This window comes from Klebsiella aerogenes KCTC 2190 (genome assembly GCF_000215745.1).
Taxonomy (GTDB): domain Bacteria; phylum Pseudomonadota; class Gammaproteobacteria; order Enterobacterales; family Enterobacteriaceae; genus Klebsiella; species Klebsiella aerogenes.
Genome location: NC_015663.1, coordinates 1,242,484 through 1,268,888, shown reverse-complemented (window position 1 = coordinate 1,268,888; position 26,405 = coordinate 1,242,484). Strand labels below are relative to the sequence as shown.

At 56.0% G+C, this 26,405-nt stretch carries 22 protein-coding genes, 1 tRNA gene, 1 other RNA gene and 1 pseudogene; 13 read left to right on the top strand and 12 right to left on the bottom strand.

From position 1 onward, the window contains the following. The first annotated feature begins 45 nt into the window (after positions 1–45). Together xylB and yiaB are read left to right on the top strand one after the other, a co-directional pair. Positions 46–1,500 carry a xylulokinase gene (gene xylB, locus EAE_RS06190; protein ID WP_015703779.1) on the top strand — a complete coding sequence of 485 codons (1,455 nt, stop codon included), beginning with the start codon at positions 46–48 and terminating at the stop codon, positions 1,498–1,500. A gap of 169 nt (positions 1,501–1,669) precedes the next feature. Next, complete coding sequence (gene yiaB / locus EAE_RS06185; RefSeq protein WP_015703778.1) at positions 1,670–2,047, top strand: inner membrane protein YiaB; 378 nt, start codon at positions 1,670–1,672, stop codon at positions 2,045–2,047. 105 nt (positions 2,048–2,152) lie between these two features. Here the strand turns inward: yiaB and EAE_RS06180 are convergent, their stop codons facing one another. Further along, positions 2,153–3,148, bottom strand: coding sequence for an acyltransferase (locus tag EAE_RS06180; protein WP_015703777.1), 996 nt, complete (start codon positions 3,146–3,148; stop codon positions 2,153–2,155). Positions 3,149–3,327: 179 nt separating this feature from the next. Here EAE_RS06180 and EAE_RS06175 point away from each other — a divergent pair, with 179 nt between their 5' ends. From EAE_RS06175 to EAE_RS06160, 4 genes are all read left to right on the top strand, one after another. Next, entirely contained in the window at positions 3,328–3,633 is a 306-nt protein-coding gene (locus EAE_RS06175; RefSeq protein WP_015369210.1) for a YsaB family lipoprotein, read from the top strand. Positions 3,634–3,771: 138 nt separating this feature from the next. Next, positions 3,772–4,683 (top strand): glycine--tRNA ligase subunit alpha, encoded by a 912-nt coding sequence (glyQ, locus tag EAE_RS06170; RefSeq protein ID WP_015369211.1) that lies wholly within the window; start codon positions 3,772–3,774, stop codon positions 4,681–4,683. A gap of 9 nt (positions 4,684–4,692) precedes the next feature. Beyond that, entirely contained in the window at positions 4,693–6,762 is a 2,070-nt protein-coding gene (gene glyS / locus EAE_RS06165) for a glycine--tRNA ligase subunit beta (protein ID WP_015703776.1), read from the top strand. 232 nt (positions 6,763–6,994) lie between these two features. Next, complete coding sequence (locus EAE_RS06160; RefSeq protein WP_015703775.1) at positions 6,995–8,614, top strand: ABC-F family ATP-binding cassette domain-containing protein; 1,620 nt, start codon at positions 6,995–6,997, stop codon at positions 8,612–8,614. A 97-nt stretch (positions 8,615–8,711) separates the two neighbouring features. Here the strand turns inward: EAE_RS06160 and cspE are convergent, their stop codons facing one another. The 3 genes from cspE to EAE_RS06145 form a co-directional block, all read right to left on the bottom strand. Then, positions 8,712–8,924, bottom strand: coding sequence for a transcription antiterminator/RNA stability regulator CspE (gene cspE, locus EAE_RS06155; protein ID WP_000014594.1), 213 nt, complete (start codon positions 8,922–8,924; stop codon positions 8,712–8,714). Positions 8,925–9,188: 264 nt separating this feature from the next. Further along, positions 9,189–9,479 (bottom strand): HTH-type transcriptional regulator, encoded by a 291-nt coding sequence (locus EAE_RS06150; protein WP_015369214.1) that lies wholly within the window; start codon positions 9,477–9,479, stop codon positions 9,189–9,191. A 246-nt stretch (positions 9,480–9,725) separates the two neighbouring features. Then, entirely contained in the window at positions 9,726–11,084 is a 1,359-nt protein-coding gene (locus tag EAE_RS06145; protein WP_015703774.1) for an MFS transporter, read from the bottom strand. A 436-nt stretch (positions 11,085–11,520) separates the two neighbouring features. Between EAE_RS06145 and EAE_RS06140 the strand changes: the two genes are divergently transcribed. Further along, the gene (locus tag EAE_RS06140; protein WP_015369216.1) at positions 11,521–12,231 is read left to right on the top strand and encodes a DUF3053 domain-containing protein; all 711 of its coding nucleotides are present in this window, start codon (positions 11,521–11,523) and stop codon (positions 12,229–12,231) included. 66 nt (positions 12,232–12,297) lie between these two features. On the opposite strand, the gene ghrB is transcribed toward EAE_RS06140, so the two are convergent. The 6 genes from ghrB to EAE_RS06110 form a co-directional block, all read right to left on the bottom strand. Then, positions 12,298–13,269 carry a glyoxylate/hydroxypyruvate reductase GhrB gene (gene ghrB, locus EAE_RS06135; protein WP_015369217.1) on the bottom strand — a complete coding sequence of 324 codons (972 nt, stop codon included), beginning with the start codon at positions 13,267–13,269 and terminating at the stop codon, positions 12,298–12,300. Between the two features lie 24 nt (positions 13,270–13,293). Next, on the bottom strand, positions 13,294–14,574 hold the full coding sequence (locus tag EAE_RS06130; protein WP_015369218.1) for an MFS transporter: 1,281 nt from the start codon (positions 14,572–14,574) through the stop codon (positions 13,294–13,296). A 100-nt stretch (positions 14,575–14,674) separates the two neighbouring features. Beyond that, entirely contained in the window at positions 14,675–15,610 is a 936-nt protein-coding gene (locus tag EAE_RS06125; RefSeq protein WP_015703773.1) for a sugar kinase, read from the bottom strand. A 3-nt stretch (positions 15,611–15,613) separates the two neighbouring features. Further along, positions 15,614–16,363, bottom strand: coding sequence for a sugar phosphate isomerase/epimerase family protein (locus EAE_RS06120; protein ID WP_015703772.1), 750 nt, complete (start codon positions 16,361–16,363; stop codon positions 15,614–15,616). Positions 16,364–16,472: 109 nt separating this feature from the next. After that, the gene (locus tag EAE_RS06115) at positions 16,473–17,489 is read right to left on the bottom strand and encodes a LacI family DNA-binding transcriptional regulator (RefSeq protein ID WP_015369221.1); all 1,017 of its coding nucleotides are present in this window, start codon (positions 17,487–17,489) and stop codon (positions 16,473–16,475) included. A 102-nt stretch (positions 17,490–17,591) separates the two neighbouring features. Then, a complete protein-coding gene (locus EAE_RS06110) occupies positions 17,592–18,254 on the bottom strand; it encodes an OmpA family lipoprotein (RefSeq protein ID WP_015369222.1) in 663 nt (220 codons plus the stop codon). Positions 18,255–18,422: 168 nt separating this feature from the next. Here EAE_RS06110 and EAE_RS06105 point away from each other — a divergent pair, with 168 nt between their 5' ends. Continuing rightward, positions 18,423–20,753, top strand: a complete 2,331-nt coding sequence (locus EAE_RS06105) for a molybdopterin guanine dinucleotide-containing S/N-oxide reductase (protein WP_015703771.1) — start codon at positions 18,423–18,425, stop codon at positions 20,751–20,753. On the opposite strand, the gene EAE_RS06100 is transcribed toward EAE_RS06105, so the two are convergent. Together EAE_RS06100 and tag are read right to left on the bottom strand one after the other, a co-directional pair. Next, positions 20,722–21,162: an N-acetyltransferase gene (locus EAE_RS06100; protein WP_015369224.1), complete on the bottom strand. Its 441-nt coding sequence runs from the start codon at positions 21,160–21,162 to the stop codon at positions 20,722–20,724. The two genes, EAE_RS06105 and EAE_RS06100, sit on opposite strands and share 32 nt — an antisense overlap. Next, positions 21,146–21,722 (bottom strand): annotated as a pseudogene (gene tag, locus EAE_RS06095) (DNA-3-methyladenine glycosylase I); the annotation flags it as partial. The pseudogene tag and the gene EAE_RS06100, both read right to left, overlap by 17 nt. A 257-nt stretch (positions 21,723–21,979) precedes the next feature. On the opposite strand from tag, the gene EAE_RS06090 reads away from it, so the two are divergent. From EAE_RS06090 to EAE_RS06070, 5 genes are all read left to right on the top strand, one after another. Further along, the gene (locus EAE_RS06090) at positions 21,980–22,564 is read left to right on the top strand and encodes an autotransporter outer membrane beta-barrel domain-containing protein (RefSeq protein ID WP_162182276.1); all 585 of its coding nucleotides are present in this window, start codon (positions 21,980–21,982) and stop codon (positions 22,562–22,564) included. A 240-nt stretch (positions 22,565–22,804) separates the two neighbouring features. Beyond that, the gene (locus EAE_RS06085) at positions 22,805–24,010 is read left to right on the top strand and encodes an L-lactate MFS transporter (RefSeq protein ID WP_015703768.1); all 1,206 of its coding nucleotides are present in this window, start codon (positions 22,805–22,807) and stop codon (positions 24,008–24,010) included. Between the two features lie 222 nt (positions 24,011–24,232). Then, the gene (gene eptB, locus EAE_RS06080) at positions 24,233–25,924 is read left to right on the top strand and encodes a kdo(2)-lipid A phosphoethanolamine 7''-transferase (protein ID WP_015703767.1); all 1,692 of its coding nucleotides are present in this window, start codon (positions 24,233–24,235) and stop codon (positions 25,922–25,924) included. 91 nt (positions 25,925–26,015) lie between these two features. Then, a tRNA-Pro gene (locus tag EAE_RS06075) sits at positions 26,016–26,092 on the top strand. Between the two features lie 34 nt (positions 26,093–26,126). Next, positions 26,127–26,257, top strand: a non-coding RNA gene (locus tag EAE_RS06070) — RtT sRNA. Positions 26,258–26,405 lie beyond the last annotated feature (148 nt).

The following is a 26,405-nucleotide window of genomic DNA, read 5'->3' as shown; positions in this document are numbered from 1 at the left end:
GCTGCGCCACGCTTTGCCGTGGCGTTCGCGTTAAGGAGACGCTGCATGTATATCGGGATTGATTTAGGGACCTCGGGCGTAAAAGCCATTCTGCTCAATGAACAGGGCGACGTACTGGCGACGCATACCGAAAAACTGACCGTCTCGCGCCCGCATCCGCTCTGGTCCGAACAAGATCCCGAACAGTGGTGGCAGGCGACGAATACCGCGATGCAAGCGCTGGGCGCGCAACACTCCCTGCGCGAGGTAAAAGCTTTAGGCATCGCCGGGCAGATGCATGGCGCCACGCTGCTTGATAAACAGCAGCGGGTCCTGCGTCAGGCGATTTTGTGGAATGACGGCCGCTGCGGCGAAGAGTGCATGCTGCTGGAAGAAAAAGTCGGCGCTTCGCGGCAAATCACCGGCAACCTGATGATGCCGGGTTTTACGGCACCGAAGCTGCTGTGGGTACAGCGTCACGAAGCCGAAATCTTTAAACAGGTCGATAAGGTCCTGTTGCCGAAGGATTACCTGCGGCTGCGCATGAGCGGTGAGTACGCCAGCGATATGTCCGACGCCGCCGGCACGATGTGGATGAACGTCGCGCGTCGTGACTGGAGCGATGAAATGCTCGCCGCCTGCGGGCTCAGCCGCGACAATATGCCGGCCCTCTTTGAAGGCTGCGAGGTGACCGGCCATCTGCGCGCAGAGGTCGCTCAGGTGTGGAATATGCCGCGGGCGCTGGTGGTAGCGGGCGGCGGCGATAACGCGGCAGGCGCTGTCGGCGTTGGCATGGCCGATGCGGGGCAGGCGATGTTATCGCTGGGGACCTCCGGCGTTTATTTCGCCGTCAGCGATGGTTTTCTGAGTAAACCGGAAAGCGCGGTGCATAGTTTCTGCCACGCCCTGCCGGGCCGCTGGCATCTGATGTCGGTGATGCTCAGCGCCGCGTCTTGTCTGGATTGGGCGGCGAAGTTAACCGGCCTCGGCAGCGTACCGGCGCTGATCGCCGCGGCGCAATCGGCGGATGACAATGCCGACCCGGTGTGGTTCTTGCCTTATCTTTCCGGCGAGCGTACGCCGCACAACAATCCGCAGGCTAAAGGCGTGTTCTTCGGCCTTACCCATCAACATGGTCCCGCCGAACTGGCGCGGGCGGTGCTTGAGGGGGTGGGTTACGCGTTGGCCGACGGCATGGATGTTGTGCACTCCTGTGGTGTGAAGCCAGACAGCGTCACCCTTATCGGCGGCGGCGCGCGCAGCGCATACTGGCGGCAAATGCTCGCCGATATCAGCGGACAACAGCTGGATTTCCGCACCGGCGGCGATGTCGGCCCGGCGTTAGGCGCGGCAAGATTGGCGCAACTGGCCGTTCATCATGATGCGGCTTTCTCTGACCTCCTGCCGCAGCTACCGCTGGAGCAGGCGCATCTGCCTGATGCTCAACGGTTTGCCCGTTATGCGCCGCGTCGTGAAACGTTCCGCCAGATTTATCAGCAGCTTAAGCCGCTGATGTCATAAGTTGTTCTCGCCCCATCTATTGGGGCGAATTCCCTTCCTGAATGATTCGCTTCGCATTGATTTAATTCACATATTTATTTATTCCGAATTGTTGATTCCAACTTGCTGAAACCGCCGCAACCGGCGATTCCCCGGTCATAATGAGGGTTACCATGGCCAGGGAGGCGCAATGAAATTAAAACGTACGACGGCAAGATTAGTCATGCTGCTGGGTTCGCTGGTTTACCTCATCGGCATCTGGCGAACGTGCCCGCTGTTCAGCGGTAAAGGCTATTTTCTTGGCGTGCTGGTGATGGGGATGTTTGCTGTCCTCACCCATCAACGAACGGAGCAGGAAGCGCAGCGAGATGATGATTTTATCTCCCTGTGCCGGTTGGTTCTGTTGCTATCGGCAGGATTGCTGCTGGTCGGTGCCTGGTTTGTTCCGGCGCCGTGGCGCGAAAAAAGTATTTACGTGATGGCATGGTTTGTCTGTATGTACGGTGCGTCAGCAACGTCTTATCCCGCTAAAGTCGCGGATAAAGCGCGCAATAACTCAGTGGAATAAACTGTCAACCGACGGTGAAGAGAGGTCGTCGGCAATGGAAACAAAAGCGACGACCTATTCACCCGCGTTTCATCTGATCTCATGGATTGCGCTGATTGGCGATTTTCAGCTCACCAACCGACGGCGATCAATTCGCTGAACCAGCGTAGACAGCGCCAGGCTACCCAACAGCGCGGCGGCGAAAATCCACACAATATCCAGCAAGGGCCAGCGGCTTAGCTCAAGGCCGCTGGCGCGCAGAGCGTGAATAAACAATGCGTGAAAGCCATAAATGCCTAATGAATGTCTGGAGATTAACGCGATACCCGGGAGCTCACGGCTATTGAGGATGTTTTTGCCCAGGGTGAATAACGAGATTGCACAGATAAACACAGCCGGCCCGCAATACAGATACCAGGTATCGCCAAAATCGCCTCGCCATTGCAGTTCATGCAGCGTGCCGCGTGAAATGACCCACACCGCGGCGGTAAACAGTAGCGCGCACATCAGGGTCAGTCCTCTTCTGTCGGTATTCATGGCGCCGATCGCCCGGCCCAGTATCCCGTACAGTACGTAGTAAAAGGTATCGCCGTTGATATAGAGGTTTATCGGTAGCCATTCAATGCCGCCCGCCTTGATGCTTACCATATTGGGGTTGGCGATGAGGCCAATCACCAGCATCAGCGCCAGCAGCATTTTGCCGCTGACCTGCTTCACCTGAATCAGCGGCGAGAGCAGATAAATCACCACAATGGCAAAGAAAAACCACAGGTGATAAAACACCGGCTTCTGCAGTAAATTTTTTAATGACAGCTCAACGTTGATGTGGGTAAAAAGGGTGATATAGAGCAGCGCCAGCGCGCTATAGAACAGAATACACAGCGCGATGCGCAGATAATGGCGGGGCTGGGCGCTGCGTTCGCCAAAAAACAGATATCCTGAAATCATGAAAAAAAGCGGGACGCTGACCCGTGATGCCGAGTTAAGCAGATTCGCGATATCCCATTCGAACAAGCTGATGCTATGAGGATGGGTAATGTACCAGGTGGTACTGTGAATCATTACTACCATCAGGCATGCTATGCCGCGCAAGTTGGTAATCCAGCTTATTTTTTCCTGCATCTGTACCTCATTGGCCCCTGCGTAAAAAGAGTCTGACTCCCGTCGTTTGTCGTCATCACAATGGAATATTCTGAGTTTTTCGCCACACTCTTGTAGAGCATCAGTGAGATTCGCAAAATGTTTGGCTAGTTTTACATGGTCTGCACGATAACAATTGGCTAACAAGGCGGTTGAGAAAAATGGTGATGAAATATTTCGTATCTGCCCTGGCGGCGCTGCTGCTGGTCGGCTGCAGCCAGACACCTGCTCAACCCGTTCAAAAAGCGCAAAAAGCACGTATTACGCCGCAAACTACGCTGAATATGGAAAAATTATGCAAGGATCAGGCGGCGTTACGTTACAGCACCGACACCCGTCGCGTCGACGTCAATCATTTCGAGCAGTTCCAGGCAAGCTATGAGCTTTCCGGTCTGACTTCGCGGAATGAACGCTTTGTCTGTTCTTTTGATCCAGACGGCCAGTTTTTACATCTTTCTATGCGCTAAATGCGGCTTAAACGCCGCACGATGGCGCCGCTTTGCTCAAATTTCGCTAAACAAAGGCCGTTTCATACTGTATATCTCGCAGCCAGCGGGTATACTGATCCCTTCCTTTAAATCCACACGTATCCAGCACGAAATAATATGCAAAAGTTTGATACCAGGACCTTCCAGGGCCTGATCCTGACCTTACAGGATTACTGGGCTCGTCAGGGCTGCACCATTGTTCAACCACTGGACATGGAAGTCGGCGCCGGCACATCCCACCCAATGACCTGCTTACGCGCGTTGGGGCCAGAGCCGATGGCGACCGCCTACGTACAGCCTTCTCGTCGCCCGACCGATGGCCGCTATGGCGAAAACCCGAACCGCTTACAGCACTATTACCAGTTCCAGGTGGTGATTAAGCCGTCCCCGGACAACATTCAGGAACTGTATCTCGGATCTCTGAAAGAGCTGGGTATGGATCCGACTATCCACGACATCCGCTTCGTTGAAGATAACTGGGAAAACCCGACTCTGGGCGCCTGGGGATTGGGTTGGGAAGTGTGGCTTAACGGTATGGAAGTGACGCAGTTTACTTACTTCCAGCAGGTTGGCGGGCTGGAGTGTAAACCGGTCACCGGCGAAATTACCTACGGCCTGGAGCGTCTGGCGATGTACATCCAGGGCGTGGACAGCGTATACGATCTGGTCTGGAGCGATGGCCCGCTGGGTAAAACCACTTACGGCGACGTTTTCCACCAGAACGAAGTGGAACAGTCCACCTATAACTTTGAATATGCGGACGTAGACTTCCTGTTCACCTGCTTCGAGCAGTACGAGAAAGAAGCGCAGCAACTGCTGGCGCTGGAAACTCCGCTGCCGCTGCCAGCCTACGAGCGTATTCTGAAAGCCGCCCATAGCTTTAACCTGCTGGATGCGCGTAAAGCCATCTCCGTCACCGAGCGTCAGCGCTATATTCTGCGTATCCGCACCCTGACTAAAGCAGTGGCAGAAGCTTACTATGCTTCCCGTGAGGCCCTTGGCTTCCCGATGTGCAACAAAGACAAATAAGAGGCGGCCATGTCTGAGAAAACTTTCCTGGTGGAGATCGGCACCGAAGAGCTGCCACCAAAAGCACTGCGCAGCCTGGCTGAATCCTTCGCTGCCAACTTTACTGCGGAACTGGACAACGCTGGCCTCGCGCACGGCGCCGTCGAATGGTTTGCCGCGCCGCGCCGTCTGGCGCTGAAAGTGGCGAATCTGGCCGCCTCGCAGCCGGATCGTGAAGTCGAAAAACGCGGCCCGGCCATTGCCCAGGCGTTTGACGCTGAAGGTAAACCAAGCAAAGCGGCCGAAGGCTGGGCGCGCGGCTGTGGTATTACCGTCGATCAGGCTGAACGTTTGACCACCGATAAAGGCGAATGGCTGTTGTATCGCGCCCACGTTAAGGGGGAAAGCGCGCAAACGCTGCTGCCGAACATGGTTGCGACCTCGCTGGCTAAGCTGCCGATCCCGAAACTGATGCGCTGGGGCGCTTCTGACGTTCACTTTGTGCGTCCGGTTCACACCGTGACCCTGCTGTTGGGCGATCAGGTTGTCCCGGCGACCATTCTGGGTATCGCTTCCGACCGTATCATCCGCGGGCACCGTTTTATGGGCGAGCCGGAATTCACCATCGACAATGCAGACCAGTATCCGCAGATTCTGCTGGAGCGCGGTAAAGTGATGGCCGACTACGCCGAGCGTAAAGCCAAAATCAAAGCGGATGCTGAAGCGGCGGCGCGTAAGATTGGCGGTAATGCTGACCTGAGCGAAAGTCTGCTGGAAGAAGTGACCTCGCTGGTCGAATGGCCGGTAGTGCTGACGGCGAAGTTTGAAGAGAAATTCCTCGCGGTGCCATCCGAAGCGCTGGTTTACACCATGAAGGGCGACCAGAAGTACTTCCCGGTCTATGCAAACGACGGCAAACTGCTGCCGAACTTCATCTTCGTGGCGAATATCGAGTCCAAAGATCCACAGCAGATCATCTCCGGTAACGAGAAGGTCGTTCGTCCGCGTCTGGCCGATGCCGAGTTCTTCTTCAATACCGACCGTAAAAAACGTCTGGAAGATAACCTGCCGCGTCTGGAAACCGTGCTGTTCCAACAGCAGCTGGGTACCCTGCGCGATAAGACCGATCGTATTCAGGCGCTGGCGGGCTGGATTGCCGAACAAATTGGCGCTGACGTTAACCATGCGACCCGCGCGGGCCTGCTGTCCAAGTGCGACCTGATGACCAACATGGTTTTCGAGTTCACCGACACGCAGGGCGTGATGGGGATGCACTACGCGCGCCATGACGGCGAAGCGGAAGATGTTGCGGTCGCGCTGAACGAGCAGTATCAGCCGCGTTTTGCCGGCGATGCGCTGCCGTCTAACCCGGTTGCCTGCGCGGTGGCTATTGCCGACAAGATGGACACTCTGGCGGGTATCTTCGGTATCGGTCAGCATCCGAAAGGCGATAAAGACCCGTTTGCGCTGCGCCGCGCCGCGCTGGGCGTACTGCGTATCATCGTTGAGAAGAACCTGAATCTCGATTTGCAAACGCTGACCGAAGAAGCGGTGCGTCTGTATGGTGAGAAGCTGACTAACGCCAACGTCGTTGATGACGTCATCGACTTCATGCTGGGCCGCTTCCGCGCCTGGTATCAGGACGAAGGCTATGGTGTTGATACTATTCAGGCGGTACTGGCGCGTCGTCCGACCCGCCCGGCGGATTTCGATGCGCGCATGAAGGCTGTGTCGCACTTCCGTACGCTGGAAGAGTCCTCCGCCCTGGCGGCGGCAAACAAGCGCGTATCCAACATCCTGGCGAAATCCGACGAGACCCTGAACGATATCGTTCATGCCTCGGTGCTGAAAGAAGCGGCGGAAATTAAGCTGGCCGGTAATCTGGTGGTGCTGCGTGATAAACTCCAGCCTTACTTCGCCGAAGGCCGTTATCAGGATGCGCTGATTGAGCTGGCTGCGCTGCGCGAGCCGGTTGATGAGTTCTTCGAAAATGTGATGGTTAACGCTGAAGACAAAGATGTCCGCATCAACCGTCTGACGCTGCTGTCCAAACTGCGCGAGCTGTTCCTGCAGGTTGCGGATATTTCACTGCTGCAGTAACTATCTCGAGAAAGGTCAAAAGCCTGCCATCCGGCAGGCTTTTTTTTGCCTTATCGCAATGGTGAAAAAATAATCTTGAAATCCAGGCTCGGGCCTGGCTATCCTATGCCCCGACGAATCCCTCGTCTCACTGGAGCGCACACGACAAATGAACAAACACGACTGATGAATTTCACGCCTTACCTCGCAAACGCTGCGGGTAGGGGAGTATTGATTTCATTCAGGAGTGCTTATGGCTCATTGTGCCCACACCCCCTCTTTTGTTTTACATCAGGTCACCTGTCAGTTCGCGACGGGACAGACGCTTTTTGGCCCGCTGAATTTATCGCTGGAACCGTTGCTTTGCGGCCTTGTCGGGCGAAATGGCGTTGGCAAGACACGCCTGTTGCGTCTGCTGGCGGGCCTTGATTCTCCTTCCGGCGGGCACATCGAACGGTCAGCCACCGTTGCCTGGGTGGCGCAGCAGCCGACCCTCACCGCCGGGACAACCGTCGCCTCGCTATTGGGTTATGCGTCCCTATTCGACGCCCTGTCCCGCCTTGAACAGGGAAAAGGGCTGGCAAATGACTTCGAACTGTTGGATGGCCGTTGGGATCTGCCCGACCGCCTGAGTTCAGCCTTCTGCGATGCCGGGCTCCCGGCATTCGCCGCCGATCGTCCTGCCTTTTCGCTCAGCGGTGGCGAACGAATGAAGGCGCTACTGTGCGGCGCATTCGTTTCCGGCGCGGACTTTCTGCTGCTGGACGAACCCACGAATCATCTCGATCGTCAGGGCCGGGAGTGGCTGTATCAGCAGCTGGAAATCTGGCGGGGCGGGGCATTAATCGCCAGCCACGACCGTGAATTACTGGCTCTGATGTCGAGGATTATTGAGCTAACGCCGGCGGCGCTGCGCAGCTACGGCGGTAATTATGCCGAATATCAGCGGCAGCGCGAAGCGGAGCAACAGGCCGCCCGCTCGGCGCTGGAGCATGCCGCAATCGAACGGCGGCGCACCCGGGCGCGGATGCAAAAGGAGCATGACGCGGCCCAACGGCGCTCGGCGCAGACGCTGCGTACCGTCGATACGCTGAATATCGCCTCTTTCGAGCGTGTGAAGTACAAAGGGGCGGCAAAAGAGCGTCCGGGAACGCTGCGCCGCCAGCATCGTGAGCAGAACAGTAGTCTGAATGCCGCCGTGCACCAGGCGCGGGAGCGGGTAGAAGAAGATAATCCGGTGATGTTCACACTGCCTGGCAGTGAAGTGGCTGCCGGCAAGCAGGTACTGGTGCTGGAATCGCTGCAGTTGGCTCACTCATCCCCCGCGCCGCTCGACTGGCGGGTGGATGGCCCGATGCGCATCGCGCTAAAGGGGCCAAACGGCTGTGGCAAAACAACATTATTGAAAACCCTGATGGGGCTGGAGCAGGCAACCGCTGGCGACATCCGGCTGTCGGTGAGTGCGGCGTATCTCGATCAGCATCTGACGCAGCTGGATTTATCATTGTCGGTGATGGCGCACCTTAACCTGGGCGATACCCCACTGGATGAGGGAGTACTGCGTAGCCGTCTGGCGCAGCTCCAGTTGGGAGCTGACAAGGTCAGCCTTCCGCTGGCGGCGTTAAGCGGCGGCGAACGCCTGAAAGCGGCGCTTGCCTGCGTGCTCTGGCGGCGGGACTCAACTCAATTGCTGCTGCTGGATGAGCCAACCAATCACCTCGATCTGGCGTCGACCCAGGCAATTGAAAGCGCGCTGGCGACGTTTCCCGGCGCGATGCTGGTGGTATCGCATGACGAGGCATTTTTACAGGGTCTGAAGCTGACCCATTGTCTGGAGTGGAGGGAAACGGGCTGGCATTTTGCCGCCCTCTGAATGACAACAGGCGCCATCTGCTGATGGCGCCTGTTGACGACAGATAAAAAAAATCCCCGCCATAAGGCAGGGATTTATTATTCTTAGCGGCTTGAACTTACAGAGAAGTTACGTTGCCAGCTGCCGGGCCTTTAGCGCCGCTTTCGATGGTGAAGGAAACTTTCTGACCTTCGTCCAGGGATTTGTAGCCATCGTTCTGGATAGCAGAGAAGTGTACGAACACGTCTTTAGAGCCATCGTCAGGAGTGATGAAGCCGAAGCCTTTGTCAGCGTTGAACCATTTTACGATACCAGTCATTTTACCGGACATAGTGAATTACCTTTAAAAAAATTAGTGAGCCTTGCGGCGTAGTGGTCTGGACTACAGATTTAAAGCGATAAAGGGAAAGTTCACTACGGGGATATCTAATGGATAACCTTTGAAGGACTGCTCTATTCGACTGCTCTGTGGTCTGTACATCAAACCTGCGAGCATTAACGCATGTTCTCAGTCGGATAGCAAACTTTTTTTCATCAGGATATAAAACGGCCCTGCATCAGGACCGTTACCAAAAGAAGATAGTAAACCAGTTTTTCAATCGATTAGCTGCCTTGAGAGCTGTGGATTGGCCATCATCAGGCGCATCAATTTGAGCTCCGTGGATGAAGGTTTTACCCGTCGCGATTCCCACTCTTCAACCATCGCGACGCTGACGCCCATTGCATTGGCGAAATCATCTGTCTTAAGGCCTGTGCCCTTACGCAGCCGTTCGAATTCATTAAAAACGCTTGGGGTACGGGCGTGCGTAGCCGTTTGCGGCTGGTCTTTAAAAACAATCTGTTCCAGGTTACTCAACAAATCAAATACGGGATCTTTATATTCCATTGAGAGCTCCTATTCTGTCTCACTGCGGAGAGGAAAATACATCGAGCCATTTAAGAATAGTCGCAAAAGCAAGGAAAATAATAACCGAAGTGATTATTTGTCGGCGTGGTTTCGTTAATCACCCGGAAAAGCGGCGTGCGTAAAAGCTAAGGGGATGATTACTAAGAGTGTCAGCAGCTTTGGAAAATTTATGTAAATGATGGTTAGCGGCAAGAAAAAGCCAGCGCAGAGCGCTGGCTGGATTGATTAGGCTTTCTGTAGGTTTTTACCGTCATTTGGCTTAACGGCAGGTTGGCGCTGGCTCAGTTTGTATTTCACTACCAGGGCGATGGCGGATAAAAACGCCGGGATCGCCAGCATGGTGAAGATGGTTTCAAACGACAATTGTGCCTGCATCAGGAAAGCGCCGCTGAAGGCGCCGAGGATCCCGCCGAAGCGGCCGATACCGAGCATCCAGGCAACGCCGGTGGCGCGGCCCTGGGTTGGATAGAACCCGGCAGCCAGCGCCGGCATTGATGATTGCGCGCCGTTCATAATGCTGCCAGCGATAAACACCATTACCCCCATCAACAGCAGATTGCTGGTTGAGAAACCCACCAGGCAAACAAAGACGCCGGTGAGCAGCCAGCCGACGGCAACCACTTTGTTAGGGTTGATCTTATCCATTAGCGCGCCGAGGATCAGCACGCCAATCCCGCCGCCGAGCGGGAACAGAGCGGTGATGATAGAAGCCTGGCTCATCGAGGCGCCGGTCTCGCGGATAAGCAGCGGCAGCCAACTGGTCAGCAGATAGAAAATCAGCAATCCCATAAAATAGGTCAGGCACAGCATCACGGTGCCCACGGCGTAGCGCGGGGAGAAAATCACGCCAATGGCTGACTTTTCCTTCACCTGGCCTGCTTCACGTAGCTCAAATTCAACCGCATCCGGCAACGGCGCGATACGCTTCAGGATGGCGGCGATCCGCTGCGCCGGCTGCCGTTTCACGACCATATAGCGTGCGGATTCCGGTAGCAGGAACATTAACGCCACGGCCAGCAGCAGCGGCATCACGCCGCCAAGCACCAGCACGCTTTGCCAGCCATAATGCGGGATCATCCAGGCCGACAGAAAGCCTCCCAGCGACGACCCCATTGGGAAGCCGACGAACATCAGGTTTACCATCAGCGCGCGGCGGCGTTCCGGAGCATATTCGCTCATTAGCGTCGCGGCATTCGGCATTGCCGCGCCTAAGCCCAATCCGGTGAGGAAGCGCAATAATGTCAGTTGGTTAAGGCTGCTGGCAAACGCGGTTAACAAACTAAAGCCGCCGAACACCAGGATCGACATAATCAGCACTTTCTTGCGGCCAATACGATCGGCGAGCGGCCCGGCCGTCAGCGCGCCGACGGCGAGCCCGACCAGAGCAGCGCTCATTACCGGGCCCAACGCGGATTTCTCAACCCCCCATTCCTGTACCAGGTCTGAGGCGATAAAACCAATAATCGCGGTATCAAATCCGTCCATCGCGACGGTAATAAAACATAAGGCGAGAATCATCCATTGGTACTTCGTGAATGGATGTTCGTTGATAAAAGCCTGAATATCGATGGTTGTTTTCTTCATACGGCATTCCTGGCAGGCTGAGCGGGGGACAGAGGTATTGTTATAGTCTCCCTCGCTGTCATTGATGTTGTTTGTGCGATAATCGAACATAACGCCGTTAATCGCTCATTAATCAAACCATTGAACCTGCCTGTAGACAATGTGCCGCCTTCAGGAAGCGTGCGATTATCGTCCGCTTTGCGTAATTCCTTCGCCGTTAATTTTATTAATTTTAATTAAATCAAAAAGATATTTACTATTTTTTTGGCTTAAGTTATCGCGTTAAATGTGATGAACTTAACAGCGGGCCTGGCTGGCGCCGGGAAGGCGAAAAAGGGTATTTTCCGCGGTAAGATTATCAGGAAAGGGTATCCTGCAAGGCCGTCCTGGACTATCCTTGTCAGCGTCTGGCACGCGTGTGCCTGTTTGCGCTTTTTTTGGCTGAAGGAGTAAAAAAATGGCGACAGGAAAGTCCTGCTCTCGCTGGTTTGCGGCCGTTGCGGCCATATTAATGGTGGTTAGCCTGAGTGGGTGTTTTGATAAAGAAGGCGATCAGCGCAAAGCGTTCATCGACTTCCTGCAGAATACGGCAATGCGTAGCGGCGAACGTCTGCCTACGCTGACCGCCGATCAGAAAAAACAGTTCGGCCCCTTCGTGTCCGATTATGCGGTGATTTACGCTTATTCACAGCAGGTCAGCCAGGCGATGGATGCGGGTCTGCGCCCGGTGGTTGATAGCGTTAACGCCATTCGCGTGGCGCAGGATTATACCACTCAGCGTGAGCCGCTGCGGCAGGCTAACGGTGCGCTGGGCGTGCTGAGCCAGCAGCTGGAAAACGCTAAAATGCAGGCGGATGCCGCGCATGGCGCGCTGAAGCAGGCTGATGATCTTAAGCCGGTTTATGACCAGGTGTTTAATAAAGTCGTGACGGCGCCGGCGAATGCGCTGCAGCCGCTGATTCCGGCCGCGCAGGTCTTTACTCAGCAGCTGGTGCAGGTGGGTGATTTTGTCGCTCAGCAGGGGACGCAGGTGAGCTTCGTGGCTAACGGTATTCAGTTCCCGACGTCTCAGCAGGCAAGCCAGTACAATGCGCTGATTGCTCCGCTGGCCGCTCAGCATCAGGCCTTTAATCAGGCCTGGACGGCGGCGGTTAACGCCACGCGTTAATCGGTATATCGCTGTTCTCCCGGCTGACGGCGTAAGCGCCGCCGGCCGGGCTTCTGCTTTCCTCGCTTACTTCACCTGCGGGTTCACGCAGTTCTTCTCAACCTTGCCGTTCAATGCGTCAATCAGGTTATCTACCGCGCAGGCCGCCATGTTATAGCGGGTCTCGTGGGTGGCGGAACCAATGTGCGGTAGCGCGACCACGTTCGGCAGCGTCAGCAGCGGCGAATCTTTTGCCAGTGGTTCATGTTCAAAGACGTCAAGACCGGCAGCGTGGATCTCTCCGGCCTGCAGCGCCGCAATCAGCGCCTGCTCGTCAACGACCGGACCGCGCCCGGCGTTAATGAAGATGGCGGAAGATTTCATTTTGGCAAACTGCGCTTCGCCGAACAGGTGGTGGGTCTCTTCGCTCAGCGGCAGAATGAGGCAGACGAAATCCGCTTCCTGTAACAGGGTATCGAGATCGCAGTAGCGCGCATTGAAGCGCTCTTCCGCCTGTGGATGCTGCCGGCGCGCGTTATACAGAATCGGCATGCCGAAACCGAAGTGGGCGCGCTGCGCCAGCGCCATGCCAATGCGGCCCATGCCGACGATGCCCAGGGTTTTATGGTGTACATCGCAGCCGAACCAGTCCGGCCCGATGCTCTTGGTCCATTCGCCCGCTTTCACGCGTTCAGCGACCTCAACCACCCGACGCGCGGTGCTCAGCACCAGCGCCATCACCGTATCGGCGACGGTTTCGGTTAGCACGGTCGGCGTATGCATCAGCAAAATCTTGCGCGCGTTCAACGCATCGACATCAAAATTGTCGTAGCCGACAGACACGGTAGAGGTCGCACGCAGCTTCGGCATTTTCTCCAGTAACGCGGCGTCAACCTTTTCACTCGAACCCAGTAAACCTTCCGCCTGGGCGAAAGCCTCCGCGTGCTGCGAAACGGTTTCCGGACGCAGGTTTTTCACCTGGGTGACGGAAAAGTGTTCCTCCAGACGGTGTAACAGATCGTCGGGGAGCGTTTTATAGAGAATGACAGACGGCTTCATGCGAATCTCCGTAGCGTAAGTAGTTCAGGCGTGATGAGCGCCAAGCGGAAGTTTTTGATTCTTAGCAGGCTTAACAATTAAAGTAAGCCATACCGAGGCGAAAAGCGCCACACCCATGAAAATGTACGAGGCGGACGGGCTGCCGGTTGCGCCGTTGAGATAGCCGACGAACCACGAACCAAAGAAAGAACCCAGCGCTCCCATACTGTTGATCAGCGCCATCGCGCCGCCGGCGACGTTGCGTGGCAGCATCTCCGGGATAATCGCAAAGAACGGGCCATACGGGGCGTACATGGCCGCGCCGGCGATCACCAGCAGGGTATAAGAGACCCAGAAATGGTTGGCGCCGACGGCCCAGGAGCCGATGAACGCCAGCCCGCCAATGAGCAGCAGCGGCCAGACAAACAGCTTACGGTTCTGCATCTTATCGGAAGCCCAGGAGACGGCAATCATCGCAATCGTTGCCGCCAGATAGGGTACTGAAGAGAGCCAGCCTACTTCGACCATCCCCATGTTTTCGCCGCCGCTGCGGATGATTGACGGCAGCCACAGTACGAAACCGTACACGCCGATGCTCCAGGCGAAATATTGCATACACAGCAGCACCACGTTGCGTGAACGGAAGGCTTCGCCATAGTTACGTACCGCTTTGATGCCCTGCTGTTCGCGCTCCAGTTGTTCCTGCAGCGCCGCTTTTTCACTTTCCGCCAGCCAGTTCACCTGCGACGGTTTGTCTTTCACCAGTACCCACCAGCAGAAGGCCCAAATCACAGCAGGGATCCCTTCAATGATAAACATTTCACGCCAGCCAAAGGCCTGGATCAAATAACCCGATACGACCGACATCCACAGTACGGTGACCGGGTTACCGAGGATCAGGAAAGTGTTAGCGCGTGAACGCTCTGATTTGGTGAACCAGTTACTGATGTAAATCAGCATCGCCGGCATGACCGCCGCTTCCACCACGCCAAGGATAAAGCGGATGGCCGCCAGCGCCGGGATGTTATGCACCACGCCGGTTAGCGAGGCGCAGCCGCCCCACAGGATAAGGCAGATAAAGATAAGTTTACGCACGCTGCGGCGTTCAGCGTAAATCGCTCCTGGGATCTGGAAGAAGAAGTATCCAAGAAAGAAAAGGGCGCCAAGCAGCGATGAGATGCCTTTGGTGATGCCAAGGTCTTCGGTAATGCCCGCGGCCGATGCAAAGCTGAAGTTGGCGCGGTCAAGGTACGCCAGGCTATACGTGATAAACACGATAGGCATGATGTACCACCAACGTTTTGCTGCATTTGTTGAACTGTTCATAGGCTTGCCTCTGTCAATGAGGTGACATACGCCCGCCGGAACGGGCGCTGCTGTGCCGCGCTGCATGTAGGGTACAGGACGGCTGTTTTAGGTGAAAAGATTATTTGCCCAGCGCTTCGCGGGTGGGCAGCCCTTCGCTATCGCCCTGTACCTGAATGGCCAGCGAGCCAATTTTGTTACCGCGGTTCACGGCTTGCGTCAGCGTTTTGCCTTCCAGCAGCGCGCTGATTACGCCAACGGCAAAGCCATCACCCGCGCCGACGGTGTCCACCACGTTGTCGACTTTAATGGCTGCGATGGCGCCCTGTTCGCCGTTGGCGGTCTTGAACCATGCGCCGTCGCAGCCGGTTTTAATCACCACCGCCTTAACGCCGCGCGACAGATAGAAATCAGCGATACCTTCCGGCGTCTGCTGGCCGGTAAGAATCACGCCCTCTTTTAAGCCTGGCAAAACCCAGTCAGCCTGGAAGGCGAGGCGGTTCAGTTTCTCCACCATCTCGGCTTCGCTTTTCCACAGTACCGGGCGCAGGTTTGGATCAAATGAGAGGGTTTTCCCTTCGGCTTTCATCACCCTGGCCGCATGTTCCAGCAATGCATACGAGCTGTCGGACAGCGCGGCGGCGACGCCGCTTAAGTGCAAATGGCGGGCGCTGGTGAAGTAATCAGCGCGGAAATCTTCCGTCGACAGATGGCTGGCAGCCGATCCTTTACGGAAATATTCCACGATGGGATCGGTTCCATTTTCGACTTTAGATTTCATCTGGAAGCCGGTAGCGTAGCGCTCGTCAACGGCCACGCCGCGCGCGTCGATGCCTTCTTTGGCCAGCGAATTCAGCACGAAGCGGCCAAAGCTATCGTTGCCGACGCGGCTCACCCAGCCCACCTTCAGCCCCAGGCGCGCCAGGCCGGTCGCCACGTTCAGTTCAGCGCCGGCGACGCGTTTGATAAAGCGTTCAACCTCCGCCAGTTCGCCGGTTTCGGTGGCGACAAACATCGCCATGGCTTCGCCAATGGTAATGACATCTAAGTTTTCCATGGCTTAATCCTCGCGTAACAGATCAACGTAATGGCGGGTGACGGCGGTCAGGTCGTCGCCGACCAGCGGGAATTCAATACCGCGCGGCGCGTCGGCGGGCAGGTTATCGAGCAGCGCTAGCCAGCGAGCGTCCGCCTGGTCCGGTGGGACGGCGCGATACTTCTCATGATGAGGCTCCGCCGCCTTCACATGAATATAGCTGACAGCGGGGGCGAGATGGCGCGCGGCTTCTTCCGGCGAATCGCCAACCCACAGCCAGTTTCCCATGTCGAAAGTCAGCGTCACCGGCATCTGATGGACCCGGCAGGCGGCTTTGAAGCGCTGCATCGGCGCCAGTTGGCCGCAATCGGTCTGGTCATTTTCCACCACCAGCGCCATGCCGCTGGCGCTCAGAATGTCGCGCAGCGTCTCCAGCTGTTGGTTATGGATGAAATTACCGAGGGAGAGCTTCAGCCACAGGGCGTTGAGGGTTTGCGCTTCTTCAAGTAACGACGGGAGATGGGGATTGAGCTCGCCGTTGTTGGTGAACAGCGCTTGTGGCGCGGAGTAGCAGGCCAGCAGCCCCTGTTTTTCAATGTCGGCCGCCAGCGTCGGCAACTGCTTCAGTTCCGCCGCGCTGAACAACTCGCGGCGAATTTCCACGCCATCGGCGCCGGAACCGGCGATAAAGGGTAATACGGCGGACTGCCCGCCAAGCGCTTTAACGTGGTCGTTGCCATAAGCGGCGGTGACGACAATGATTTTTCTGGCCATTGAACAAACTCCTGGCGTGGTGGGGCTTAACTCCCTATTACGCTAGATGGTACCGGTTCCAAAGGAAAGGCCAGGATGTTTAATTTATGATCGTCATCACGATGAATCGTTAACGAGACGTTGATCCCCGGACAATAAGCTCGCCGGAGAAGACCCGCTCGCAGATGGGGTCGCTGCCGCCTTCGATACGCCTGACGACCTGTTCGACCGAAGCATAGCCAATCTGCCAGGTTGGCTGTTTGAGGGTGGTAATACCGACGCCCGCCAGCTCCGCCCATTCCAGCTCATCGAAGCCCAGCAGGCCGATATCGCTGCCCCAGATGAGGTCAACGCGCTTCAGCGAGCGGGCGACCTGTAACGTCAGGGCGCCATTGGCGGAAATCACCGCTTTGCGCATTCCGCGGTGGCGGGCGTGGAACTGGCGCAGGACGTTATCCATCATGGCGCCGTCGTTGAGCGGCACCTCGGCGTTTTCCGCCACCACGCCAGCATAGCGCTGTAGGGTCGCGCGAAAGGCGTCGAGGCGCTCGCGGCGGGTGTTTACGGAGCCGATTGGCTCGCTTAAAAACAACAGCGCTTCAAAACCCTTTTCCACCAGATGTTCGGTGGCGGTGGTGGCGGCCTGAGTGTTATCCAGCCCCACGACATCACAGGCGAAATCGGGGATTTTACGGTCGATAAGCACCATCGGTAGCGAGGATTGCTGCAGGCGGTTGAGGCCTTCTTCGCGCATGCCGACTGCATTAACCACAATCCCTTCAACCTGATAGCTACGCAGCAGGTCAAGGTAATGCAGCTCCTGATCGACCTCGTTGTTGGTATTACATACCAGCAAGGTGAAGCCTTTTTCGCGGCAGGCGGCTTCAATCCCGCTTAACACGTTCACGGAGTAAGGGTTGGTGATATCGGCGATGATCAGGCCAATCAGGCGGGTACGGCCATGTTTGAGACCACGGGCCATCAGGCTGGGACGGTAGTTGAGCTCGGCAATCGCTTTTTCAATCCGCGCCAGCAGATCGTCGGAAAGCAGATGCTTTTCGCCGTTGAGATAGCGTGAAATGCTGGTTTTACCGGTCTTCGCGGCTTTCGCCACGTCGCTGATGGTTGCTCGCGCCGCTTTCGCCATGATGGCTTCCTTTGCTGAAAATCTGCCAACACCTTAGCGCGAAAAATAGCGATATCAAGCATTTTGCCCGGCAGGGAGGCTGCCGGGCCGGAAACGAGAAGATTACTGCAGCGGGCTGAGGGTAATTTCCACGCGACGGTTCTGCGCTTTGCCTTCCGCCGTGCTGTTGCTGGCGATCGGGTTCGCCGGGCCCATGCCGGTAGTGCGAATACGGTTGGCCGCTACGCCCTGAGTGATGAGCGCGCTGGCGACGCTGTCGGCACGCTGTTGCGACAGACGCATGTTCAGATCGTTGCTGCCGGTGCTGTCGGTGTAGCCGACGACGTTAACGGCAGTTTTCTCGTACTCTTTCAGTACCATCGCGACGCCGGTCAGGGTGTTGGCGCCTGCAGGTTTCAGGTTGGCGCTGCTGCTGTCAAAGGTGACGTTATTCGGCATGTTGAGCACGATGTTATCGCCATTTCGCGTCACGCTGACTCCGGTTCCCTGCATTTTTTCGCGCAGTTTCGCTTCCTGCACGTCCATGTAGTAACCGATGCCGCCGCCTAGCGCCGCGCCTGCCGCTGCGCCAATCAGCGCGCCTTTGCCGCGGTCATGCTTGGAAGAGGAGAGCGCGCCGACGCCTGCGCCTACTAAGGAGCCGATACCCGCGCCGATGCCGGATTTTCCCGCTTCGCGTTCGCCGGTATAAGGGTTGGTAGTACAACCAGAAATAGCCAGTGTGCCGCTAACGATAGCAGCAATCATGAGTACGCGTTTTTTCATCTTATTTCCTTAATCCTTTTTATTCTTTGCCACCGCAAGCGTGACGGTTGATTATGACGTCCGAATACGGAGAAAATTCCCCGTAGGGTATCTCTTTTTGTAAGTAACATTGAACGGTTGACTAACAAACCGTCACAACACCTGCATTCGCTGACCCAGGAGCCTGCTTTGCCAACTTCATCTGCAACTAAAACCATCTTAACCGCGGCCCACTGGGGGCCAATGCTGGTGGAGACGGATGGTGAAAATGTGATTTCGTCCCGCGGCGCGCTGGACACCCCCTTCGCCAACTCGCTGCAAACGGCGGTGCGCGAACAGGTGCATAGTAAAACTCGCGTTCGCTATCCGATGGTGCGAAAAGGCTATCTCGCCTCGCCGCAACAGCCGCAGGGCGTACGCGGCCAGGATGAATTCGTGCGGGTAAGCTGGGAGCAGGCACTTGATCTGATTGATGCCCAGCATCGACGGATCCGCGAAAGCTACGGCCCGCAGTCGATTTTCGCCGGTTCCTATGGCTGGCGTTCTAACGGCGTGTTGCATAAGGCGGCAACCCTGCTGCAGCGCTATATGAGTCTTGCCGGGGGCTATACCGGACACCTCGGCGATTATTCAACCGGCGCGGCGCAGGCGATCATGCCTTATGTGGTTGGCGGTAATGAAGTTTATCAACAGCAAACCAGCTGGCCGCTTATCCTGGAGCACAGCGAGGTGGTGGTGCTGTGGAGCGCTAATCCGCTGAATACGCTGAAAATCGCCTGGAACGCCTCGGATGAACAGGGGATCCCCTGGTTTGATCGCCTGCGCCAGAGCGGCAAGCGGCTGATCTGCATCGATCCCATGCGATCGGAAAGCGTTGATTTCTTTGGCGAATCGATGGAATGGATCGCGCCACATATGGGCACTGACGTCGCGTTGATGCTGGGGATCGCCCATACCCTGGTAGAGCATGGCTGGCAGGACGATGAATTCCTCGCCCGCTGTACCAGCGGTTATGACATTTTCGCCCGCTATTTGAGTGGTGAAAGCGATGGCGTCGCCAAAACCGCCGAATGGGCGGCGGCAATTTGCGGCGTAGCGGCGGATAAAATCCGCGAACTGGCGAAACTTTCCCACGAAAACACCACCATGCTGATGTCCGGCTGGGGCATGCAGCGCCAGCAGTTTGGCGAGCAAAAACACTGGATGCTGGTGACGCTGGCGGCGATGCTGGGGCAGATTGGCACGCCCGGCGGCGGTTTTGGTCTTTCTTACCACTTTGCCAACGGCGGCAACCCCACGCGCCGCGCCGCAGTGCTGGCCTCCATGCAGGGCAGTGTAGCGGGCGGCGTAGACGCGGTGGAAAAAATCCCGGTTGCCCGCATCGTTGAGGCCCTGGAAAACCCCGGCGCAAGCTATCAGCACAACGGGATGACGCGGCGCTTTCCCGACATCCGCTTTATCTGGTGGGCGGGCGGCGCCAACTTTACCCATCATCAGGATACCAACCGCCTGATTCAGGCCTGGCAGAAGCCGGAGCTGATTGTGATTTCCGAATGCTTCTGGACCGCCGCCGCGCGCCATGCTGATATCGTCTTACCGGCGACCACTTCGTTTGAGCGTAACGATCTGACCATGACCGGCGACTACAGCAATCAGCATCTGGTGCCGATGAAGCGGGTAGTCGCGCCGCGCGATGAAGCGCGCGACGATTTCGATGTTTTTGCCGATCTGAGCGAACGCTGGGAGGCGGGCGGCCGCGAACGCTTCACCGAAGGAAAAAACGATTTGCAATGGCTGGAGACCTTCTACCAGATTGCCGCCCAGCGTGGGGCGCAGCAGCAAGTGACGCTGCCGCCGTTTACCGAATTCTGGCAAGCGAACCAGCTAATTGAAATGCCGGAAAACCCGAATAACGCCCGTTTCTCCCGCTTCGCGGCATTTCGCGCAGACCCGCAGGCTAACCCGTTAAAAACCGCGAGCGGAAAAATTGAAATTCACTCGCCGACCATTGCCGGGTTTGGCTATGCCGATTGTCCGCCGCACCCGATGTGGCTCGAACCTGACGAGTGGCACGGCAACGCCGAGGTGGGTCAGCTGCAGATACTTTCCGCCCATCCGGCGCACCGCCTGCATAGCCAGTTGAACCAGACTTCGCTGCGTGAACGCTATGCCGTCGCCGGGCGCGAACCGCTGAGTATCCATCCGCTGGACGCCCAGGCGCGTAATATCGCCGACGGCGATCTGGTGCGGGTGTGGAATTCGCGTGGTCAGGTACTGGCTGGCGCAGTGGTCACGGAAGGCATTCGTCCGGGGGTGATTTGCCTGCATGAAGGCGCGTGGCCGGATATCGACCCCGATGCCGGCATATGCAAAAACGGCGCGGTGAACGTGCTGACGAAAGATATTCCGACCTCGCGTCTGGGCAATGGTTGCGCCGGGAATACGGCGCTGGCATGGCTGGAAAAATACGATGGACCCGCGCTGGCGCTTAGCGCATTTGATCCGCCGGCCAATGCATAATCCAGGTTGGGTGCTGGGTATCGTCCTGCCATGCGCAGTCTTCTATACGGAAACCTTGCGCGTGGTAGAAATTTACCGCCCGCACGTTTTTCTGATAGACCTCCAGGCTTAACCAGTCGTAGTGCTGCTTGACCTCATCAAGCAGCGCGCGGCCGATACCGTGGCGGATCGCTTGCGGGGCGACGAAAAGCGCCCCGACGAAGCGCGAATCCATCACGCTGATAAACCCTTTCAGTGCGTCATTCTCCTGCCACACCCAGGTGGCGGCGGCGGGAAGATAGACATCGCGCACAACTTCCAGGCTTTCCCGCCAGTAGCTTTCAGCAATGAACGGATGCGCGTAAATCGTGCTTTCCAGCCATAACTCGAGTAGCGGGCCGGTCTCCGTGGCATCCCATTTTTGGATCATGCTGGTCTCCCGGGGTAGCAACAGCAGCCGGTCACATGATCGTTGACTAACCCGCAGGCCTGCATAAATGAATAACAGATAGTGGAGCCGACGAATTTAAAGCCGCGCTTTTTCAACGCTTTAGATAGCGCATCGGAGGCTGGTGTGGTGGTGGGAATTTCGGCGAGCGTCGCCGCATGGGTAATTTGCGGCTGATTATCGACAAACGACCAGACGAAATCGCTGAATGCTTCACCGTTGGCTTCCATGGCGAGAAACGCCCGCGCATTGCCGATGATGGCCTGGATCTTTCCCCGATGGCGGATAATGCCCGCATTCTGTAGCAGGCGCTCGACGTCCGCTTCATCCATGGCCGCTACGCGCACCGGGTCAAACTGGTGAAAGGCCTGACGATAGTTTTCACGTTTTTTCAGAACGGTTATCCACGAGAGCCCCGCCTGTTGGCCTTCGAGGCAGATCATTTCAAACAGCTTTTGCGGTGTTCTCTCGGCGACTCCCCATTCTTTATCGTGATACTGGATATAAAGAGGATCCTGGCTTACCCATCCGCAACGTTGCATGTTTCTCTCCCTTTCGTCAGAAAACTTTTTCATCCGCCTTGACGGCTGAAAGATAAAGATAATAGTTAATACAGGGAAACCACTTCCCATCAACTCTTATACTTCAAGTTGCGTAGAAGTGGGCGGCAGCTCGAATTATTTTGAGTATAAAAACACAGCAACATTGCCGATTCGGCTCTTTTGGAGTCGCATTAATGATAATAAAGAAATGCAATGGCCTCCGGGGTGGGTTGATCCCGGCGTGCATCACTATCTGGATGTCGTGTGTTTCAGGCGCTAATGCCTGGCAACAGGAATATATCGCTAACGATACAAAAAGTAATACGTCCGAACGCTATACATGGGATAGCGATCACCAACCGCGTTATGAAGATATTCTCGCCGAGCGTATGAGAGCGTCAGAAGCGCCCGCAGGGCTGGCGTTAAATCAGGCGCTGTCGCCGCCCGATTTAGGTCACGGCATGAGCGTGGGATGGAACTATTCACTGGCCAGCGGCGTGACCTCCGGGCCGGTTGCCAGCTTGCGTAGCGATCTCAATCCGCCGCCAGCGACGCGTCGCGCGGGCGAAGGTATTTACGTCAACACGCTCGGCTGGCGTATGGATTATCAGCAACTGTGGGGCGTGCATCCATGGGCGCAGGTAAGCTATAACCAGTCTATTTCTGTCGATAACAATGCGTCGATTAGCCGCGGAAAAGACGGTAGCTGGGGCGACGTCACGTTGGGCGCCGATATGCCGCTGGGTTCGCATCTGGCGGCATGGGCCACGCTTTCGCAGGCAGATAATGTGCCATCGGGTGAAAATACGCTGTATCTGATGGGGGTCAGCGCCAATTTCTAAATGATTTTGTTACGCATTTGAAACGCAGTCGTTATTGTTAAATCTCAGTAACGGCGCGTTTCTGTGAGATAGCGCACACTAACTTGTTGGTGAAAATTTAGGGAATGAATGTTTTGCAATGCCATTCATTCCGCCATAAATGCATTTCATTCCTCGTTGATGGCAGTTCATGCCGTTTTCCCCCACCGGATTTGGGGATTTGGGTATTGTGGCGGCAGTTAATCCTTCAGGACATCTGCTATGAACGCTGCAAACACTCAATATACCCGTTGGCTCACGCTGATTGGCACGATCATTACGCAATTCGCACTGGGATCGGTTTATACATGGAGTTTGTTTAATAGTTCTCTGGCCAACAAACTGGACGAGCCAGTAAGCCAGGTGGCATTTTCCTTCGGCCTGTTAAGTCTTGGGCTGGCATTATCCTCTTCCGTTGCCGGTAAATTGCAGGAACGCTTTGGCGTGAAACGCGTCACCATGGCATCCGGCATCCTTCTTGGCGTCGGTTTTTTCCTTACTGCCCATGCTAACAGCCTGATGATGCTGTGGCTGAGCGCCGGTCTGCTGGTCGGTTTGGCGGACGGCGCAGGCTATCTGCTGACGTTGTCGAACTGCGTGAAGTGGTTCCCGGAGCGTAAAGGTCTGATTTCCGCCTTCTCAATCGGCGCTTATGGCCTTGGCAGCCTCGGTTTTAAATTTATCGATAGCCACCTGCTGGCGACGGTTGGGCTGGAAAAAACATTTGTTATCTGGGGCGCTATCGTACTGGTGATGATCGTCTTTGGCGCCACCCTGATGAAAGATGCGCCGAATCATCCCGCGACCACTACCGCTAACGGCGTCGTCGAAAATGATTTCACCCTTGCTGAATCCATGCGTAAACCGCAGTACTGGATGCTGGCGGTGATGTTCCTGACGGCCTGCATGAGCGGCCTGTATGTGATTGGTGTAGCGAAAGATATCGCGCAGGGCATGGTGCACCTCGACGTGGCGACGGCGGCGAATGCGGTTACCGTGATTTCTATCGCCAACCTGAGCGGCCGCCTGGTACTGGGCATCCTGTCCGACAAGATCTCCCGTATCCGCGTGATAACCATCGGTCAGGTGGTGTCCCTGGTCGGTATGGCGGCCCTGCTGTTCGCGCCACTGAATGCGATGACCTTCTTTGCGGCGATTGCCTGCGTGGCCTTTAACTTCGGCGGCACTATTACCGTCTTCCCGTCGCTGGTAAGCGAGTTCTTTGGCCTCAATAACCTGGCGAAAAACTATGGTGTAATTTATCTTGGCTTCGGTATCGGTAGTATTTGCGGTTCGCTGATTGCCTCCGTGTTCGGCGGCTTCTATGTCACCTTCTGCGTCATCTTCGCTCTGCTGATTTTGTCGCTGGCGCTCTCCACCACTATTCGTCAGCCGAAAAGCGAAATTTACCACCAGGCCCACGCCTGATAGCGTCGCCCTTCCTAAGCTAATAATGCCTTACCAGCCAGATATTTTGTAAATATCTGGCTGAATCACATTCCTCGCGGATACTTTTCCCATTTGCTGTGGTCTACTTAGCGCGCTTTGTAGAGGTTTCCGATAACCAACCCAGACGCACTTTATTAATCTTCCTGTTTATATCGTTTTATTCAGGGCGGTTTCATCTCTTCGTTTCCCAGGTTTGCTTGCATGAAATACATTAAAACGATGTCGCAGCAGAAGCTAAGCTTTTGGCTTGCGCTGTACATCGGCTGGTTTATGAACGCCGCGGTGTTTTTCCGTCGTTTCGATGGTTACGCTCAAGAGTTTACCGTCTGGAAAGGGTTGTCCGGAGCGGTGGAACTAGTGGCGACGGTGCTGGTCACCTTCTTCCTGCTGCGTTTGCTGTCGTTATTTGGTCGTCGAGTCTGGCGCATCTTAGCCACGCTGGTGGTGCTGTTTTCCGCAGGGGCAAGTTATTACATGACTTTCCTTAATGTGGTCATTGGCTACGGCATTATCGCTTCGGTGATGACTACCGATATTGACCTGTCGAAAGAGGTTATCGGCTGGCATCTGATCTTGTGGCTGGCGGTTGTTAGTGCGTTGCCGCTGCTGCTTATCTGGAGCAACCGCTGTCGTAAGACGCTGCTGCAACAGGTTAAAACGCCGGGGCATCGGGCGAAAAATATCCTGATAGTCGTGCTGGCCGGGCTGATGGTCTGGGGGCCAATTCGCCTGCTGGAAGTCCGTCAGAAGAATGTTGAGCGCAATTCAGAAGTCGATATGCCAAGCTACGGCGGCGTGATTGCCAACTCGTATCTGCCTTCTAACTGGCTGTCGGCGCTCGGGCTGTACGCCTGGGCGCAGGTGGATGAGTCGTCCGATAATAAGTCGCTGATTAACCCCGCGAAAAAATTCACCTACGTAGCGCCGCAGGATCTTGATGATACTTATGTGGTGTTTATTATCGGCGAGACCACCCGCTGGGATCATATGGGTATACTCGGCTATAACCGTAATACCACGCCGAAGCTGGCGCAGGAGAAGAATCTTGTCGCCTTCCGCGGCACCTCTTGCGATACCGCCACCAAACTGTCGTTGCGCTGTATGTTCGTGCGTGAGGGCGGAGCGGATGATAATCCCCAGCGGACGCTGAAAGAGCAGAATGTGTTTGCCGTACTGCATCAACTGGGCTTCGCCGGCGACCTGTACGCGATGCAGAGCGAGATGTGGTTCTACAGCAATACGATGGCCAACAATATCGCCTATCGTGAGCAGATCGGCGCCGAGCCGCGCAACCGCGGCAAGAACGTGGATGATATGCTGCTGGTCGATGAAATGAAGCGCGGCATGGAGCAAAACCCGAGCGGCAAGCGTTTGATCATTCTCCATACCAAGGGGTCGCATTTTAACTATACCCAGCGATACCCACGCAGCTTTGCGCAGTGGAAACCGGAATGTGTGGGCGTGGACAGCAAATGTTCGAAGGCCGAGTTGATTAATTCCTACGATAACAGCGTCACTTATGTGGATCACTTTATCGTCAGCGTGCTGGACCAACTGCGGGATAAAAAGGCTATCGTGTTCTACGCCGCCGATCACGGCGAGTCGATTAATGAACACGAACATCTGCACGGCACGCCGCGCATGATGGCGCCGCCGGAGCAGTTCCGCGTGCCGATGATGGTCTGGATGTCGGATAAATATCTGGAGAACCCGGATCACGCCGCCTCCTTTGCGCGCCTTAAGCAGCAGGCGGCAATGAAGGTTCCGCACCGTCACGTTGAGCTGTATGACACTATTATGGGTTGTCTTGGTTATACCTCGCCGGATGGTGGGATTAATGAGAACAACAACTGGTGTCGCGTGCCGGCAGCGGCGAAAGCGGCGAAGGAATAGCAGTAGTGGCGAGATTCTCGCCGCTTGATTGATTTTTTGCTAATAAGGCATTGACGGGGGGGCATCCCAGCAGTAAGATGCGCCCCGCATTCGGTGATTGGCGCAGCCTGGTAGCGCACTTCGTTCGGGACGAAGGGGTCGGAGGTTCGAATCCTCTATCACCGACCAAATTTGAAAAGCCTGCTCAATGAGCAGGCTTTTTTGCATCTGCGGCCCGAAGAGGATGAGAACCTCCGGGGGGAGGTTCGACTCGAGCGTAGCGAGAGAACGTTGCGTTAGCAACGGCCCGTAGGGCGAGCCACGAAGTGGCGAGTCATCCTCTATCACCGACCAAATTCGAAAAGCCTGCTCAACGAGCAGGCTTTTTTGCATCTGCGGCCCGAAGAGGATGAGAGCCTCCGGGGGCAGAGGTTCGACTCGAACGCTTCCCTGATTGCGGCGCAAGCGCCTTATCAGGACTACGTCCGTACAGCGCTTGGCT